Origin of the sequence: Aquibacillus salsiterrae (assembly GCF_028416595.1) — a bacterium.
Taxonomy (GTDB): Bacteria; Bacillota; Bacilli; order Bacillales; family Amphibacillaceae; genus Aquibacillus_A; species Aquibacillus_A salsiterrae.
The window spans coordinates 66,012-84,345 of the sequence record NZ_JAMQKC010000007.1; the positions used below are offsets into that span (position 1 = coordinate 66,012).

General features: G+C 38.0%; 14 protein-coding genes. 3 read left to right on the forward strand and 11 right to left on the reverse strand.

Features of this window, described 5'->3' with window-relative positions:
- Positions 1–300 precede the first annotated feature (300 nt).
- The 4 genes from addA to NC799_RS10000 form a co-directional block, all read right to left on the reverse strand.
- Complete coding sequence (gene addA, locus NC799_RS09985; protein WP_272446308.1) at positions 301–4,029, reverse strand: helicase-exonuclease AddAB subunit AddA; 3,729 nt, start codon at positions 4,027–4,029, stop codon at positions 301–303.
- Position 4,030: 1 nt separating this feature from the next.
- A complete protein-coding gene (gene addB / locus NC799_RS09990; protein WP_272446309.1) occupies positions 4,031–7,519 on the reverse strand; it encodes a helicase-exonuclease AddAB subunit AddB in 3,489 nt (1,162 codons plus the stop codon).
- Positions 7,520–7,763: 244 nt separating this feature from the next.
- A complete protein-coding gene (gene lepB, locus NC799_RS09995; RefSeq protein WP_272446310.1) occupies positions 7,764–8,312 on the reverse strand; it encodes a signal peptidase I in 549 nt (182 codons plus the stop codon).
- Between the two features lie 53 nt (positions 8,313–8,365).
- The gene (locus NC799_RS10000; RefSeq protein WP_272446311.1) at positions 8,366–9,037 is read right to left on the reverse strand and encodes a TVP38/TMEM64 family protein; all 672 of its coding nucleotides are present in this window, start codon (positions 9,035–9,037) and stop codon (positions 8,366–8,368) included.
- 187 nt (positions 9,038–9,224) lie between these two features.
- On the opposite strand from NC799_RS10000, the gene NC799_RS10005 reads away from it, so the two are divergent.
- Entirely contained in the window at positions 9,225–9,599 is a 375-nt protein-coding gene (locus NC799_RS10005) for a YhjD family protein (protein WP_272446312.1), read from the forward strand.
- Between the two features lie 146 nt (positions 9,600–9,745).
- On the opposite strand, the gene NC799_RS10010 is transcribed toward NC799_RS10005, so the two are convergent.
- The 5 genes from NC799_RS10010 to NC799_RS10030 all read right to left on the reverse strand — a co-directional run bounded on the left by NC799_RS10010 (position 9,746) and on the right by NC799_RS10030 (position 14,378).
- The gene (locus NC799_RS10010) at positions 9,746–10,156 is read right to left on the reverse strand and encodes a hypothetical protein (protein ID WP_272446313.1); all 411 of its coding nucleotides are present in this window, start codon (positions 10,154–10,156) and stop codon (positions 9,746–9,748) included.
- A gap of 149 nt (positions 10,157–10,305) precedes the next feature.
- The gene (locus NC799_RS10015; RefSeq protein WP_272446314.1) at positions 10,306–10,818 is read right to left on the reverse strand and encodes a competence protein ComK; all 513 of its coding nucleotides are present in this window, start codon (positions 10,816–10,818) and stop codon (positions 10,306–10,308) included.
- A gap of 415 nt (positions 10,819–11,233) precedes the next feature.
- Positions 11,234–12,409 (reverse strand): M48 family metalloprotease, encoded by a 1,176-nt coding sequence (locus tag NC799_RS10020; protein ID WP_272446315.1) that lies wholly within the window; start codon positions 12,407–12,409, stop codon positions 11,234–11,236.
- 129 nt (positions 12,410–12,538) lie between these two features.
- Positions 12,539–13,534: a lipoate--protein ligase gene (locus NC799_RS10025; RefSeq protein WP_272446316.1), complete on the reverse strand. Its 996-nt coding sequence runs from the start codon at positions 13,532–13,534 to the stop codon at positions 12,539–12,541.
- Positions 13,535–13,646: 112 nt separating this feature from the next.
- Positions 13,647–14,378 (reverse strand): MBL fold metallo-hydrolase, encoded by a 732-nt coding sequence (locus NC799_RS10030; protein ID WP_272446317.1) that lies wholly within the window; start codon positions 14,376–14,378, stop codon positions 13,647–13,649.
- A 114-nt stretch (positions 14,379–14,492) separates the two neighbouring features.
- Between NC799_RS10030 and yhfH the strand changes: the two genes are divergently transcribed.
- Entirely contained in the window at positions 14,493–14,621 is a 129-nt protein-coding gene (yhfH, locus tag NC799_RS10035; protein WP_272446318.1) for a protein YhfH, read from the forward strand.
- A gap of 169 nt (positions 14,622–14,790) precedes the next feature.
- Complete coding sequence (gene mnmH / locus NC799_RS10040; protein ID WP_272446319.1) at positions 14,791–15,837, forward strand: tRNA 2-selenouridine(34) synthase MnmH; 1,047 nt, start codon at positions 14,791–14,793, stop codon at positions 15,835–15,837.
- A gap of 136 nt (positions 15,838–15,973) precedes the next feature.
- Here mnmH and hemY read toward each other — a convergent pair whose 3' ends face one another.
- Together hemY and hemH are read right to left on the reverse strand one after the other, a co-directional pair.
- The gene (gene hemY / locus NC799_RS10045; protein ID WP_272446320.1) at positions 15,974–17,374 is read right to left on the reverse strand and encodes a protoporphyrinogen oxidase; all 1,401 of its coding nucleotides are present in this window, start codon (positions 17,372–17,374) and stop codon (positions 15,974–15,976) included.
- Positions 17,367–18,317 carry a ferrochelatase gene (hemH, locus tag NC799_RS10050; protein WP_272446321.1) on the reverse strand — a complete coding sequence of 317 codons (951 nt, stop codon included), beginning with the start codon at positions 18,315–18,317 and terminating at the stop codon, positions 17,367–17,369. The genes hemY and hemH overlap by 8 nt, the downstream gene beginning before the upstream one ends.
- Positions 18,318–18,334: the final 17 nt, after the last annotated feature.

Here is an 18,334-nt window from a genome sequence, read left to right on the forward strand (position 1 = left end):
CGCAATGTGAATTTGAAAAACACAACAGCAATTACATGCTGTTGTGTTTTTATTAATAGGTAAGAATCCACCATGGCTTTCTGCAGCCACCGAGGATGAAGAAAGGATAGCATTTATTAATTTTGAGTATACTGTATTTTCGGTTAAACGGTAGTAAAAAACGATATACACGCCCGAGCGAGCACATCCAACGGCCAAACGGATTCTTATTAATTTATACGCTGCTTACAATGTCTTTTTTCATACAAAAGTATAAAAAATCCAAGAGCTGTCTAGCTCCAGGCGCGATTTGCATTTTTCTTAATCAGATTGAACCAATAATCCTCGGTCAAAGAAATATAAGTACTTAAGATTAACTGGCTGTTTCCAAATGTCCTCCAATGCTTTAGCGTAGAGATCAAGTTGAACCTTATACCGTTGTTTTAAATTCGCAATAGTTGCTTCTGTTATTTCACCTGGTATCGTATCCGTCTTATAATCTACTAGGATAAAGCCATCATCCTCTGGAATCAAACAGTCAACAACCCCTTGGATCAATACCTTCTCATCTGTTTCCTGGTTCCAATTGGCATAAACCTCTATAGCTGGAACCGTGTAACTAAACGGTATTTCTCTTTGGATTGCACTCGTTTGAACAATCTTCTCCCCTAACTCTGTCCCGAAAAATTGCTCAATCGCTTTGACGTCAATGACGTCTGCTTCTTCATCTGTTAAAATTTCTTTAACGACAAGGTAGCTAACAAATTCTGATATCTCATCTGCATCCCATTTCTTTGTTAATGGGATATGTTGCATCACTGCGTGCATCGCCGTACCTTTTTCACTTGCCGTCAATTTTTTTTCCTTCTGCAGGAATTTAGGGCGTTTGACAATCGGTGCCTTAAATGCTTGTACTAAGGAAGAATCACTATATTCATCCTTCATTTCCCGTTGTCTTTTAATTTCGGTGACAGACTGTTTAGCACGGTACATAGAAGCATCAGAGAATGGATAGGTAAACGATAGCCGCTCACTCACCTTTTCATCAAGTTCCACGTCTTTATACTTGACAGGTTCCCAGGTTGAAATTGCCTGTTTTAGTTCCTCTTCTTCTATTTCATTAGCTACATTCCTACCAGCAAACTCACTTCCATGCCTTAGCATTATATTCCACTGCGACTTATCTTTTCTAATCGATTCTGGTACTTGTTCACTAACTGTAATTGTCCTTAATGCTTCCCCTTGATCATGACGGATTAACGCAGGAGCCACCCAATCTAAATAACTTTTGGACTCTAACCGATAATGTGGCGGCAAGACCCATTCTTGATGGTCAATCACTTCTTGCCACCTCTCTTGTTTTTTCGCAAAAGAGGTAACATTTCCAACCATAACAAGCTTTTCCTTTGCCCGGGTTAGCGCAACATAGAGCACCCGCAATTCTTCTGCCCATAATTCTCGTTGCTTTTCTTTTTTTAAGGCGTGAAAAACAAGGGTAGGATAGACAATTCGTTTGTCAGGATCGATATATTTACTACCAAATCCTAAATCTTTATGAAGCAAATATCTTTGACGTAAATCTTGTTGGTTAAACTGCTTATCCATTGCTCCCAAAATAACAACCGGAAACTCTAACCCTTTACTTTTATGGATAGTCATAATTCTTACAACATCTTCTTGTTCACCGAGTGCACGCGCTGCACCTAAATCGTCACCTTTATCCTCCATTCGTTCAATAAACCGTAAGAAGCGAAACAACCCCCTGAACGACGTAGATTCATAGGCACGAGCTCTGTCATACAAGGCGCGTAAATTTGCTTGACGCTGTCTTCCACCAGGCATCCCACCAACAAAATCATAATAGCCAGTTTCCCTGTAGATGTGCCAAATTAATTCAGAAAGCGAACCTTGTCTTGAGCGCCTGCGCCAATCCTTTAGCTGATTTAAGAAATTCTCAACTTGAATCGCCTTTTCATTTGATTCTGTTTGTTTGATAAAGCTTGCTAGCGCATCATAGTATGCTGCCCGTCTATTGATCAATCGAATTTGTGCTAAGTCGTTTTCATTTAAGCCAACAATTGGCGAACGCAACACCGCAGCGAGCGGAATATCCTGTTTTGGATTATCAATAATTTTTAATAAACTAAGCATAACCTTAATCTCAATCGCTTCAAAATAACCAGTAGATAGCTCTGCATAAACAGGTATGTTGTTTTGTTTTAACTCATCTGTGATCGTTGGTGCCCAAGTCATAGACCTAAGTAATATGACAATGTCACGATACTGTATATCTCGCTTGGTCCCTGTTCCTTTGTCTACGACCTGCATTGGCACACCATCATTATGGCCAATCCACTTTTTTATCATATCAGCATAGGCTCTTGCTTCAATTTGTGCCTTTTCTAAATCCTGAAAATTCTCTTCTTCGGTTTCTTCTTGGCTATTTTCTTCCTGAAATTCACGATCAATAATAACTAGGTCAGCTTCGGCATTACTTAACACAAGCTGGTCATATAGTTGATTCGAATAAATAAGTTCAGCATCTTGATCGTAATCAATTTCCCCTACCTCTTCGTTTAAAAGCTGTCGAAACAAATAATTCGTAGCCGCTAATACTTGATCCCGGCTTCTAAAATTACGAGCTAAATCAATCCGTTTTCCGGGATCAGCATCTTGACTAAATTTCTTATACTTATTAATAAACAACGTTGGTTCCGCATGCCGAAATCGGTAAACACTTTGTTTCACATCCCCAACCATAAACATATTTCCCGCACCTTTTCGATTAGATATGAGGGAGATAATGGTTTCTTGTACTAGGTTTGTATCTTGATACTCATCAACCAAAATTTCCGAGAATTGATTTTGCATGTCAACAGCAACAGAAGATGGAATAATATCAGCTTGTGTTGCTGATTCTTCTAATAGTAACTGAAGTGCATAATGCTCTAGGTCAGAGAAATCAACGAGCGCTTTTTCCTTTTTCAACTGATTAAATTGCTGTTTAAACTCTTTTACCAGTTTCGTTAAGTGATGAACAGTTGGATAAAGCACGCGCATATCGGCTAGATAAGAAGATAGTTTCCTAGAAAACCAGTCACCGGCAAGGTCATTCCACCGCTTTTTATAACTATTTCTTACTGCCTTTACTTTCTCTTTTTTATCTTCATCACAGTCTACCTTTTTCCGTGATAAGCCTTGAAATTTACCGGATATAAATACTTCCTGGACCTCGTCCCAACCAAATGCAAGCATTGCTTTTGCTTCATGAACCAAAGCTAAATCAGCATCAATTGCGTCAGCATAATGATACGGTCCGTCACTCTGTCTTGTTAACTCCAATGCTGCATGGGCTTCTTTTTCCATTGCAGCTAACTGACTAGCTACCTCTCGCTTTAAAATAGCTAACCACGGAATGTCAGCCTCGTCGACGTCTTCTGTGACATCATACATCTGAGCTATTTGATCCAGCCATTCATCTGGAGCAGGATTTTGCATTGCGAAGTCATATAACGTTAAAATTAATTCCTCAACGTCTAGGTCACTACGGTCGTTAGAAAAACGATCAACAACGGAGAAAAAAGCAGCTTGCTCTTCTCCTTCTTTGCCGTACCAAGTTTCAAACAAGTCTTCCAAAACTTCCTGCCTGATCATATCTGCTTCAACATCATCAGCAATACGAAAACCTGGGTCAATGTCCAGTAAATAGGCATACCTTCTTACTAAATCCATACAAAAAGAGTGTAGTGTTGAAATCGAAGCACGTTGTAGTAAAGATAACTGCTTTTTTAAATGGGTTGAATTCGGATTCGCTTCTAGTGCTGCCTCTAGTGCTTCACCAACACGATTACGCATTTCTTGTGCCGCAGCATTGGTAAATGTTACGACGAGTAGGGAATCAATATCAATAGGGTTCTCACGGTTTAATAGCTTTTGAATAATTCGTTCCACGAGGACAGCTGTTTTACCTGAACCAGCTGCTGCAGCTACTAAAATATCACTGCCACTTGAATAAATCGCATCTTCTTGTTCCTTTGTCCATTTCGGCACATTATCCCCCCCTTTTTGCAATCCTATCTAATATTTCATCGTCCTTCATTTCTTGTAATCTTCTAAAGTTATTTTCTGCTAGCGTTGGATCAAATTGACAGACCGATTTAAAGTCACAATACGTGCAAGCTGTCATTTGCTTGTGCTGGTATGGATTTAAGTGAATCTGTCCGCTCGTTATATCCATTCCTGCATCAACCATTAAGTCGCGTATATACCCTTTTAGTCTATGGAATGTATCAGCCTTAGCTGTATTCGAACCTTTGCGAAACTCGCCGTCCTTCTTCAAGCCAGCAGGAACGATTCGACTAGAACCACTATCTAAACTAGTGTCCATCAACTTAACGATCTGTTCATCTTCTAAAAGAAGCCCTTGCATCTTAAACTTTTTAAAAATTTCTTCTTCAATAGCTTCATCGTCCAACTGTTTGTTTTCACTAATCATTGGGTTGTGCACGTGAAAATAAAGGACCCCGGCTGGATTTGCTTGTTTCCCTAACCATTTCTCGGCATTGGCTAGTACAACATCCAAGTAGCTTAGCATTTGCATGGCAAGACCATAGTAAACCTCGACTAAGTTTAATCCTTTCGAGCTAGACTTATAGTCAATGATTCGCAAATATAACTCATCTTGATTAACCGCTTTGTCGACTCGGTCAATTCTACCTCTTAACACTAATTCAAAACCATTAGGTAATGACAAGGAAATTGGTGCTAAGTTTTCATTTCCTGTCCCAAAGCCTAGTTCAAGGCCGACCGGAGAAAATTTACTTTTACGAGATTGCTCACTAAGAACGAAGGTTGCCCGTGCAATAACGTCTTGGAGTTTTTGCTGTATATACTTATAACGATTCGAGCTATGCAAAATTTGATGTTGCAAAATGGGCGCTAAGCTTTTGACAGCTCGCTCAGCGTAAAACATTGCTTCATCGCGTTGTATTTGTGAGAAGTCTCTACCTTCTGTTTGGATCCATTCAGTTATTTGCTTTAGTGCTTCATGAAACAGCTGACCAATATCTGGTGCATCAAGCTTATACAAACGGCGATCTTCTAAAGCTAAGCTGTACCTGAGAAAATGTTGGTACGAACATCGATGGTACATTTCTAAGCGTGAGACACTAGCCTTGATTTGTTTGGAATAAATTTGATTCACGGTTTCTTTAGCTAAATTGGTCGGTTCATTTTTATAAAATAAGCTCTGTACTATTTTGTTTGTCGTCCCTTGTTTCTCGCTATGCTCTACATACCAGTTAAATACACTCCACCAAATGGGATCAACTGGATATCCCCGTAGTTTCTTAGCCAATTGTGAAGTAAGTGCTGACCTTGTTTTCGTCGCTGTTGTAACAAACCTGTCTGCATCAACCATTTCCTCAGGGTCTTGCAAAAGTAAGTGAGTGACTGCTGGAAATAAATCTTCCATTCGCTTGATAAGCTGTGAAGGCACTTTTGACTTACCTTCTTCATCACTAAGCGGGTAACTAACCCATAATCTGTCTTTTGCCGAAGTGAAAGCTAAATGAACATAAAACCAATCATCGAGAAGCTGTCGCTTACTTCCTTCAGCAAGCTGAATGCCTTGCTCTGATAATAATGTGCGTTCATCTTCAGAAATCATCCCGTCTGTCTGTGGTTTCATTGGCCATACACCTTCATTAACCCCTAAAAGGAAGGAACATTTTATCCCACCAATCCGGGAACGATCAATGGAGCCGATGACGACATGGTCCATACTCGGTGGAACGTGAGCAAACTTTAATGATTCTAATCCCGCCTCAATTGTTGCTTGAAATAACGGCAATGACAGCTTTTCATCACCAACAATCTCAACCATCTCATCGAGTAACTGAATGACTGCCTCCCATACTTGTTCTTGTTCACGACTTCGTTCAATTCTTCCTTCTTCCTCTAGTAAGTCTCGTGTTTTTTCTAGTTGCTCTGCTGCTTGGATCCTTTCTAGCCATAGGAACAGAACCGTTGCACGTTCTCTTATTGTTTTTGCTTTTCTTAAACTAGTATCTAAACCTTTTAATGCTAAAGCAACCTGGTTACGGTAGTAGTTAATCCGTATTTGCGCTTCTTTTTCTTGATCGGTTTGGGACGCTTGATCGAACCCACGAAATCGTTGGAAAATCCATTGTTTATCCGATAACCAGCTATTTCTTCCTCTAACCCCGTACTCAAGACAATAGTTCTCAAGCTCGTCAATTGCTTCATCTGTTAACGGAAACTTCGAATTTGTCTGCGGGATGAAACCAGTTTTCAGCAAACGGAATACTGCATCATATCGCCAGTTTCCTTCAACAACGTCAAGTGCAGACCTTATTAGTTCAATGAAAGGGTGATTCATCATTGTTCTTTTTTCATCGATAAAAACTGGGATACCATAGTCACTAAACACCGTATCAATTAAATCATGATACACATCGGTTTGCCTAATTAAAACGGCCATCTCTTGATAACGATAACCTTCATCTCGGACAAGTCTTAGTATTTCTTGAGCTACACCTTCTACTTCAGCCCTTGGGTGGACAGCTTGTGCTAATTGAATTGGGACTTGTCCCTTAAACCTTGGCACTGGTCTCGTATCAAAATGCTTTTCTAAATGGGCAAAATATTGACGTTCTGCAAACATCCCTCTTGCCTGGTCGAGTAGTTCTATTCCGTCAACCGTAACATTCGCTTCTAACGCTAATTGGGTTAGTGTTTGATACGTTTCTTTCGTCTGTGAGAATAAATCTAACTCTGATACATTACCTTCCGTTAACTTGTCTAGTGTAAGGGTTACTGTTACATGATCTACCTTTTTCAACAAAGCCCGGACGACTAGTAATTCTTGCGGAGTAAAACGGTGGAAACCATCAAAGTAAACCTCTGCATTGTTTAAGAATTCTGCATCCTCAATTTTACTTGCCAAAAGCTGAAGTTGGTCTTCACTATCGATATATTTATCTTTTAACGCAACTACCAGTTTTTCATAAATATAATGAAGGTCTTCTAATTTATTTCTTAGCGCTTGTTCGCCGCGATATCGATGCTGGAACTGATCCATTTGCGTAATTTGCAGTGCGAGTAATTCAGGAGTAATCCGGTACCGCTTAAACTCTGTAATCATTCCCTCTAATTGCTCCATAAATCCTTGTTTTTCAATCGCTTTTTGAAATACTTTCCATTCGGATTTTCTTTCGTCTGTTATTTTTCGTAACATCATTTGGACACCAGTGGAACTTATAAATTTCCGTGTACCACCGCCAGTTTCCTGTAAGACACGCCAGGCTAACCGAGAAAAGCTAAACACCTGCGCTCGGATGCTTCCATTTACCTCTTCATCTTTTAATAAGTCATATTCCTGTTGGAAGGTCATCTGGTCAGGTACCACGTAAATTATCGAAGCACCCTTGGGGTTTTTTGTTAATTTTCGTTTGATTTCTTTAACACATTGCCCACTTTTATCGGTACTTGCTCGCCCAAGCAAAAAACGTATCCCCATCTAAAATCCCCCCTATTTTCGCAACTGTTTCATGCTACCTTACTCCGATTACTACTATTATTTTAACATGTTTTGAGTATCACGCCTGCTAAAAGCTATAGGTCACTGCCTTTCTCCTACTATTAACAGAAGGGATTGACTTATGACCTCAGACGGGCTAGGTGCCGGAGCTAGACAGCTCATACGTTTTTTATACTTCCTTATCTCATAAAAAAAGCGAAACCAAGAAGGCTCGCTTTTTTGTTTAGTTTTTAAAGTTGAATCCCAATTCTGTGACAGGCCAATATCTGATATCTACTTTACCTACTACACTTTCTATATCAATAAAACCAAAGTATCGACTATCTAAACTTTCTCGGCGATTATCTCCTAACACAAACAACTTGCCTTCTGGTACTTCAGTTTGACCGGTTACTTCCTCTAATGTAAAATCGTCTGTTAATGGCTTTCCATCATTTTTTCGGTATCTGTCTAGATATGCTTCATTAATTTGTTCCCCATTTAAAAATAATTGATCATCCTTGTAAACGATGTTATCTCCTGGTTTACCAATGACACGTTTCACATAATCTTCTGTAGCGTTGGCATGGAACACAATCACATCAAATCTACTAATCTTTTTCTCTTCTTTTACCAGTTTATTTACCATTAACAGGTTTCCATCATGCAATGTAGGTTCCATTGACTTACCTTCAACGATGTAACTTGCAAATAAATAGGAGCGGAAAAAGAAAGCAAGAATTACTGCAATGATAACCGTTCTTGTAATTGGCCAAATCCTTATCTTTTTCATATTCTTCCCTCCACGGGTGTCGTATGTATCCATTTTACCCTTTTTCTATTATTTTAATCTTCATTCACCCCTATTTGGGCTTGGTTATCTGCCTTTTTTTGCAAGCGTTTTTCGAGATACTTACCTACTATCCAAAAGATTAAAATTCCAACACCAACAAGAATAGTTTTGGTTGGATTTTTAGCAAATGACATAATACTACTTCCAATATAAGAAATCGTAAAAATCATTACCGATTTTCCTAAGAATACCGCTAATATAAATTGCTGATAGCTGATTTTTGATAGACCAGCTACAATATTAATAATTGATGACGGTGAAAATGGAAAGCACATCAATAAAAACAATGGACCAAACCCATGCCGATCAAACCAATCGGTTACCCGTTTCACTTGTTTATTTTTCCGTATCCAAAGAAAAAACCGTTTATCTCCAAGCTTTCTTACGATAAAAAATACAGAAATAGCCCCTGCACTTGCACCTATCCATGAAAGCAAAAAACCTTCTAACAGCCCGTAAGCTGCTGCGTTCGTCATAACAAATACAACTAAAGGCAAAAAAGACAGAAATGCCTCAATAAATGGTAAGGCTATTCCTGGAAGTGGTCCTAAACTTTCATAGCTTTGCAAAAGCTGAATAATAAAGTCACCAAATTGGTTATCTTCAATCAATTGTTTGATATCAGATATATCCATGTTTTCAATTGTTACGCTTAACAGATACATGTAAAAACTCCTCTAATCACAATTAACCACTTCTTTAGTTTTCCTAATTTCATTTTAATGTAAACCTTAAAATTTTCCTATTATTAGCACTGTTTCCACAAAAATTATTTGCAACTGTCTTTTCCTTTTTGTTCATCTAGGATATAATATAAACAGAACAAACGTTCGTTAATAAGGAGGGAACTACTTGCGTTATCTCAACGAAGACGAACTTCGTTTAGCTTCTCGATTTTTGTTTCTTTCCATGGCTATCACTGTTATTAAACAAGACCTTGAGCTCATTGAACAAGAAAAAATCTTTAAAATAAAAGAACCCTATCTCAGGCTACTTCAAAAAATGCAACATGTTGCGACGATAGAACGAAGACATTTACGTAAACAAATGACGGATCAACACCTACAAGTCATCACTTACGAAAAAACAGATTCCTTTACATCCTTTTTATTTATTTGCAAAGGAAAGGAAGAAAAAAGAAATTATTTTAATCCAGCAATCAGGAAAAAAGTTGAAATCATTATTCACGAACTTATGCAAACAGTTGCTGCCCCTTCTCGCGTCTAATTTTTGCTTCGCTTCTTGAAGAGCGTGAGCTAGTTACATTTCGAAACATATGAAAGCTACTCCGAAGCTAGACATAGCTGACTTTAAACGTTATCCAAACTGAGACAAAAACAAAGAGAAAGAGCATTAATCTCTTTCTCTTCTTCTCATTGGTCAACCATTTGGTCAAGTTCTTCTATCTTATTTTCACGGTCTTGCTGTAATTGACTAAACAGCTGATCTAGACTATAGCGTATTCCTAAGGATTCGATTTCAATTATAGTTTCGCCGTTTTCTTTTTTTATCCAGAAATCGCCTGAAGTAATTGTACTGATTAAGTTATCATCGCTACCCATCGCTAGTAACTGTGAGCCAGAATCGGCAATTTGTTTCCCTTTGTCAATTACTTCTTCAGGCTTAAAGTTAAAGAATACAACTAAAACTAGACCTATTACCGCTACAATCATCGCCATTCTAACAAGTGATTTGAGAATACTAACAACAATACTGACTGCTACAATAGCTACAAGAACTCCCCATAAGGAATGATCACTTATAAAGCTAGTAATCGACTCCAACTATTTATGCTCCTTTCTTAGGTGAAAAATAATCGATAGATCTCCTTATACAGCTATTGTTAAATAAATACGTCGATTTTAAACATTTGACACAGTATTTTGTTAAAATAATTTTTAAAAGTCTTTTACTCTCTAAGCCCTAATTATTACTAAAACGGTTCAGCAACTATATCTATCGTATTTTTCAACAAATATTTAATTCGGTTGTCCAACAAATACCTGAATTGAGCAGTACGTTGTAACTGATTTAATAAAGAACCATGTGAAATTTCTAATGTCACATTGCTCCCATTTTTGAAAATAATTGCTGAATGGTCGGTAGAAATTTTTAAAATACGGTCAATATGGGAATGGGATATCCAAGAACAGTCGGGGTTGAGCGGAGATGAAGTTGGAAAAAAGTACATTCCACTTGATGGATCAATTGAAATTGGGGCTTTATGTGTAATACCGCAAATACCTTTGGTCCCTTCTTGTCTTCCTCGTAAACTGCTGCCGAAAAACTTACACGCATAATCAATTAATCGACTCGGAGGCTTGTTGACAAAGAAGCGTTGATCATCTTCCATGACTACAGAGGTATAGTGTCCATCAATTTCTTCTGCAAGGACAGCCAAAGTTAGGGGGGTAATTTCATAATTTACTCTCATTTCATTTACCAAAGTTTATCATCCTTTTCGTTAATGTGAAGTAGAGAGCAAAAGACTTAAGATAAATATAGCAAATAGTTCCCAAAAATGGAAGAAAATAATTAATTTTTGTTATAATTTCACCTTTTTCTCATCATCACTACCATCTGTTATAAAAAAAGAGCCATTACATGGTTGTAAAAATCAAATTTATTAGAGGAGAGATCAACTAAAGATTTCTATATTTCCGATGAAGAAAACTTAATCACTACAAAAAACCCAGTTAATGGTAAACAAACTACAAACTCAGGACCCCCTTTAGGAAATGGCAATATGGTGCCCGCTCCCATCTTTTATCCTTTACCAAATCAAATGTTTACGGTGGCCTGTCTTGAACCACTGTAAACATTTGGCAGCTAACCTAACCTAGTCACATCATTAAGTTGGCTTAATTGCGTCTCTCTTCTATTTCCTTCTCAACTAATTGAATCCGCTCACTTATTGATGGGTGACTATATCGCATCCACTTTACCCAAAAGACTGGATCAAGGTCACTTTTTGATTGAACAGCAAGACGTTTAAAGCTGTTAATCGCTACTGTCAAATCATCTGTGCGTTTCAATGCATATATATCTGCAGACTTTTCTATTTGTCTTGATACATACATGGAAACTGGTTGTGTAGCAGTTAATAAAAGCGATAAGATTAATAACAATAATGGTATTGCTCGCCACTCTCTTTCAGCAACATCCTTTCGGTTCATTCGTCTATATAAGAATGCAGTTAAATACAGTAAAAAGAAACTTAATAAGAGATAACCAAATACCCCTTTGTACACATGCCGTTTCACGTAATGGCCAATTTCATGAGCCAAAATAAACATAACCTCGTCTTGTTCCATCCCGGCTATCGTCGTATCCCATAGTACAATCCTTGCATTCCCAAAAATCCCTGTCACATAGGCATTAAATGTTGTTACTTTTTCACTCATGTTCACCTGGAGGAGTGTAGCATCTTTTAGACCAACCTCCTCAACAAAATTTTCAATTTCAGTTTTGAGAGGGCCTTCCTCCATTTCACTAAAGTCCTCGTACAATGGATCTATCCACACTGGCTGAATGTAAACAACAAAGATGGCAATTGGCAGAGCTAATAACCACATGGCAAACCACCAGTTTCGTTTATACTTGGCCATCAGAATTCGTAGTACATATATTCCGACCATAAGCACTAACCAGTAGAATAATAAATCTAATCCCATTTCAAATAACCAATCAGCAACCGGCTGTTTACTTGTCCCCTCATTTCTAGAAACCTTAAACCATAACAAGTTAAAAGGAAAACGGACTAATCCATATAAACTGACTAATAGAAAGGAAAACATCACAGACCTTACCCACTCAAACTTTCCTATTTCTGATAACTTATTGATCCATCGCTGCATTGCCGGATGTTTATAAAAGTAATAAAGGAGTAACCATTCTAAAGGCAACTTTGAGAAATAAACAGCATGGGCAATTGCCGCATATCTAGACTCCGCATAGGATTCAAGTGGATAAAAATATAAAAAGTAACCCCAAAGCAATACCAAATAAATAATGTAAATTACTATACTTTTGTTCATATGTAAACCTCTTTTATTAAGCTATTATAGTCCTTCGAGGAATCGACTATCGACCAATTAAGCAACTACACCTTAGTTGATGTGACAACAGAAAGAGGCTGACCTTCTACGTCAACCTCCGCGCCTAGGTTAATAAATTAGTTCGATGAAATCCTCTTTTGAAATCTTTCCTAAATAATGGGACACATTGAATCCAGTTAGTGCCACTTCAATAGATTTCGGCTCGTAGCGGATATCAACAAGTTTCTGTTCAAGTTCACTAACATCTCCGACGCCGAAAAAATCACCGTAAATTTTACAATTTTTGATTATTCCTTTGTCAACATCCAAACGTATATCAACAAATCCTGCCGGAAATTTATGTGACTGCTTTACATTAAAGGATGGTGATTTCCCATAATTCCATTCCCACTTTTGATACCTTTCCTTTGATAACTGATGAATGTTTTGCCAATCTTGCTTAGTTAATTTGTACTGCGGAACGTCTTTAACATCCTCGACATGAAAAATATAGCGCAAAATGTGTTGTTTAAACTTGTCCATCGTTAGTTTTTTCACCATAAATTCAGAAACATTTGCCACCCGGCTTCGGATGGATTTAATTCCTTTGGATTCGATTTTTTCAGCCTTAACTTGTAAAGCAGATACAACATGTTCAATCTCTGAATCATACATAAGCGTTCCATGACTAAACATTCGACCTCTCGTAGTAAACTGGGCGTTACCAGAAATTTTCCGCCCATCAGCAACTAAATCATTTCTACCTTTTAGTTCCGCTGGTACACCTAACTTTTTCAACGCCTCTACGACAGGTTGAGTAAATTTGGCAAAATTGTGAAAGCTGTCTCCATCATCCTTGGTTATAAAACTAAAGTTCAGGTTACCTTGGTCATGATAAACGGCTCCACCACCTGACAGGCGGCGCACAACATGGATGCCATTTTCCTCTACATAGTTCGTATTAATTTCTTCAATCGTATTTTGGTTCTTACCAATAATGATGGATGGTTCATTAATATAGAAGAGCAAATAAGTATCCTGCTCACCAAAGTTATTTAACACATATTCCTCAATTGCTAAGTTAACATGTGGATCAGTAATTCCTTCATTATCTATAAACTTCATTGCTTATCCAGCTCCTTTTGTTGTTAAAAGGTTCATTTGGTTCATTAACCGTTTTTTGTTATTTACCGTTAGTATAAACTGAAATGGATAAGAAAGGCAAAACTATAACAATTTAACAGTTCCAGACGAAACCTTCAACCGCAAGAAGAACATCACCTGAGTAATAGTGCTTAGCTTGCTTAACTAATTGTTGATGGTCACCAAAATGGGGAAGATGCGTTAGAAGCAACTGTTTTACGCCTGCTTGTTGGGCAATGTCTGCACAGTCTTTGCTTGTCATGTGGCCCGCATTCGAACCATCTTGTCCTTCATAAAAGCTAGCTTCTGCAACAAGTAAATCAGCCCCCTCGCAAAAAGGTATAAACGACTCCTGAAAGCTAGAATCAGCGGTATAAACTATCGATGTGTCACCATCACTAATTCGCATGGCATAACAAGGAACTGGATGAACAGTCTTTAAAAAGGTAAAAGAAAACGGACCAACCTTTAGTGCTTCGTTTGGATTGTATGCAACCCCTCTTGTATGTTGATGGGATAACTTTGCAAAAGCTTCCCTATTTAGTTCGTGTCCATATATCGGAAGCATTCCTTCTGTTTGATGGATGGAATGTTGAACGAGCAAACTGTATTGTAACACGCCAATATCTGCAATATGGTCTTGATGGTAATGGGATAGGACCACTGCGTTGATATGTAGTATTTGTTTAAATGCCTGAATTCGTGACAATGCACCACTTCCAAAGTCTATGACACAAGTAAAGCCATCTTTTTCTACTAAATAGCAAGAAGTTGCTGCTCCCTGTTCAGGGTATGCTCCCCAACATCCAACAACCGTTAATTTCATTTGTTCCACCCTCTTCGTTTTTTATAATTTCATATTGTTGTAATACAGACTATTGATTATTCCTCGTTGTTATATTACAATAAAACTACACCAATCGATACGGAGGGATAACCAATGATGAATATAATTGAATTTTTCCGTAATCTACCTCAAAAAAAGTGTAGTAAATGCGGAAATAACATTATCGAAAAAGCAGACTGTTATGGGAACCTATGCGATAATTGTGACCATCCAGCTCGATAAATTTATTTATTAAAAGTAGCTATATTAGCTACTTTTTTTGTGTGATTTTATTTCTCTACCCTATCCACCGGCTATTTATAGTTTTAGCACTTGATTCTTTTTTTTACAAATGTAACGATAACCGATACAATAAACATATGATACAGGCTTGGAAAAGAAGGTGACTTAAGTGTTTCAAGATATTTCAATAAACAAATTATGGCAAGCACAACAAGAAAAGTCAGTTATGTTAATTGATGTTCGCTCCCCGTCAGAATATAACCATTCGACAATTCCTGGGAGTATTAATATTCCGGTCTTTTCAGATGATGAACGGGCTGAGATTGGCACCATATATAAACAAGTAAGTCAGGAAGCTGCCAAAGAGCGCGGCCTAGAAATAGTGTCTCAAAAACTCCCGTCCTTTATAAAACAGTTTAAACAGCTTCCTCCACAGAAAAAGGTTGTCTTTTGCTGGCGTGGCGGAATGCGTAGTAAAACAGCAGCAACTGTCGTTGATTTAATGGGAATACCTGTAGCACGATTGGAAGGCGGTATGAGGAGTTTTCGACAGTTGGTAGTTTCTTCTTTCGAAAATTATGACCTACCAACGAAAACTTATTCGTTAAACGGCTATACAGGCTCGGGAAAAACAGTGATTCTTCATCACCTTGAAAACCAAGGATATCCGGTTATTGATTTAGAAGGAATGGCCAATCATCGTGGTTCGATTTTTGGTGAAATCGGTTTAGAACCTTACAACCAAACGACTTTCGAATCACTACTGTTTGCACGATTGCAAGAGCTTGACCAATCTCCTTATTTAATCTTTGAAGCTGAGAGTAGACGGATTGGTAAAACAATCATCCCAGACTTCTTGCTTAAGCAAAAGGAAAAAGGAATTCAAATTCACTTATTTATTCCTCTTGAGGAAAGGGTTAAAAACATTTTAGATGATTACCAACCTTGGAATCACTTAGAGGAATGTATCCATGCGTTTTCGCTAATTAAAAAACGAATCCACACACCGATTGCATCTGAAATTGAAACTGCTCTACAGAGTGAAAACTATGAAAAAGCAGTACGGTATTTACTTGAGTACTATTATGATCCAAGATACAATCACACAATGAACCAATATCCTTCTAATCAACACGTGGATATTGAAGCAAAAGATACCGAAGAAGCAATTAAAAAGATAAAAGCAGTGCTTGAAGCGATCACGATAAAACATTAACAGGTTTGTGAGCTACTAGTGTAAGAAAAGCGCAGCGCACCCGGAGCTAGACAGCTCTTGGATCTTTTTATACTTTATTTTCTTTTAAAAAATAAAACACGAATAAGAAAGCGCAGGACGCTTTTCTTATTCGTGTTTATTTCAAATAGGTTAACACTTTTTGTACGGCAGCTTCTCCTTGGTCAATACAGTCAGGGATTCCGATGCCTCGATAAGAACTACCAGCTAAATAAACACCCGGCAAGTGCCTAGCCATTTCATCAGTAATTAGGTCTATCCGTTCTTTGTGCCCGACTGAATATTGCGGCATTGAATCTTTCCATCTCGTGATAACGGCAAACTCTGGTTGGTCTGTAATATTCATTATTTTATTTAAATCCTTCATGGCAATTGCTACGATCTCCTCGTCAGATAAATCAACAACCCCTTCATCTAAAGGTCTCCCCAGATAACAACGAAGGAGCGCCTTCCCTTCCGGCGCAGCAGTCTCTGGCCATTTTTTATGTGTCCACGTGCAAGCAGTAATCCGGTAATCATTATTACGCGATACGACAAACCCAGTACCATCAATATCATTTTTAATTGCCGTTTGATCAAAAGCAAGAGCAACATTAGCTACAGAAGTAGCTCCCATTTTTTTAAAATCATCGACAAAACTATATTGACTTAACATTCTTTGTGTAGCAAAAAACGGGGTCGCAAGGACAATGGAATGTGCTTTAAAAACTTCTCCATTACCTAATAGTAAATGATAGCTATTTTCCTTTTTCTCAATATGGTCAACAGCGACATTCTTTTCAATGACACCTGCATTAATCTTTTCTTCTAATGCTTCAACTAGTGACTGTAAACCATTTCGTAACGTATAAAACATACTCGGCTTTGGGCCTTTCGTTTTTTTCTTTTTTGGCATTGTTTTTTGTAATCCTTTAACCAAACTCGTGTGTTCTCGTTCCAATTGATAGAAGTTTGGAAATGTCGCCATTAAGCTTAAGTCGTCGATATCACCAGCATATATTCCAGAAAGTAATGGCTCGACTAAATTCTCTACTAATTCATCGCCAAACCTTCTCCGAAAAAACTTCCCTAACGATTGATCAGTAGCTTCAGGTCCTTTAGGCAAGACAAAATCACCCGCAGCTCGAAGTTTTCCCTTTACAGAAAAAATACTAGAAAAAAGGAATGGGCGCACTTCTGTTGGTATCCCCATAAACGATCCGCTTGGCATCTTATGAAGTTTGTTATTAACGAGAATATAAGATTGTCCCGTCCCGTTTTTTACGAGATCTTGCTCAAGACCGACTTCTTTTGCAAGTCTTGTTGCCGATTCTTTCCTTATTAAAAAAGAATCTGGTCCTCGTTCGATCACGTAGCCATTCTTTCTTTCTGTCCGAATCTTTCCACCAACCTGGTTACTCGCTTCAAATAATTTAACTTGGTATGGTAATTGTTTTTCTTCTATTTCCTTTTGTAAATAATAAGCTGCAGTTAATCCTGCAATTCCGCCACCAATAATAGCAATTTGCTTTCTATTCATATGCTACATCAGTGCTCATTATTTTACTTTGCACGACTCGAGCTAAGGTTTCAATAAATAATGGAGAAACGTTAGGCATTGGTGGACGATAGTAATTGGCACCTAATTCCTCACAAATCACTTTACACTCGTAGTCATTATCATATAATACTTCCAGGTGATCCGCCACAAACCCCACTGGTGCATAAACAAAAGAGCGATATCCTTTTTTCTCGTAAAGCTCTCTTGTTAAATCTTGAACATCTGGACCAAGCCAAGGTTCAGGCGTATTGCCTTCACTTTGCCAACCGATTTCATAATTGCTTATACCAGTCTCTTCTGCAATTAACTCAGCTGTTCTTTTTAATTGGTCTGGGTATGGATCGCCATTTTTCAATATTTTCTCTGGTAAGCTGTGGGCTGATACAACCAAAACTGCCTTTTCTCTTTCTGTTTCATCCATTTTAGCATATTCACCTTTAATTGCCTCTGCCCAGTATTGAATAAATCCAGGTGCGTCATACCAACTCTCAACAGAGGTAATGGATGGTTTACCGTGCTTATCTGCCTCTTTTTGTGCACGACCATTATAGGATTTAACACTAAACGTGGAATAGTGTGGTGCAAGGACAATCGATACTGCCTCTTCCATACCATCTTTGGCCATTTGAGCAACAGCGTCTTCAATAAATGGTTCAATATGTTTAAGTCCAAGATAATAAACAAATTCAACCTCATCTTGAAGGTGATTTAACTTCTGTTCTAAAGCCTCTGCTTGTTGCTTCGTAATCTTAGCAAGCGGCGATATCCCACCAATTGCACGGTAGCGCTCTGTTAAGTCTAACAGAGCTTCCTCAGATGGTTTTTTACCGTGACGGATATCTGTGTAGTAACGTTCAATATCTTCTTCTTTATATGGTGTTCCATATGCCATTACAAGTAAGCCTACTTTTTTCTTTGCCACCTAAAGCACCTCTCCAA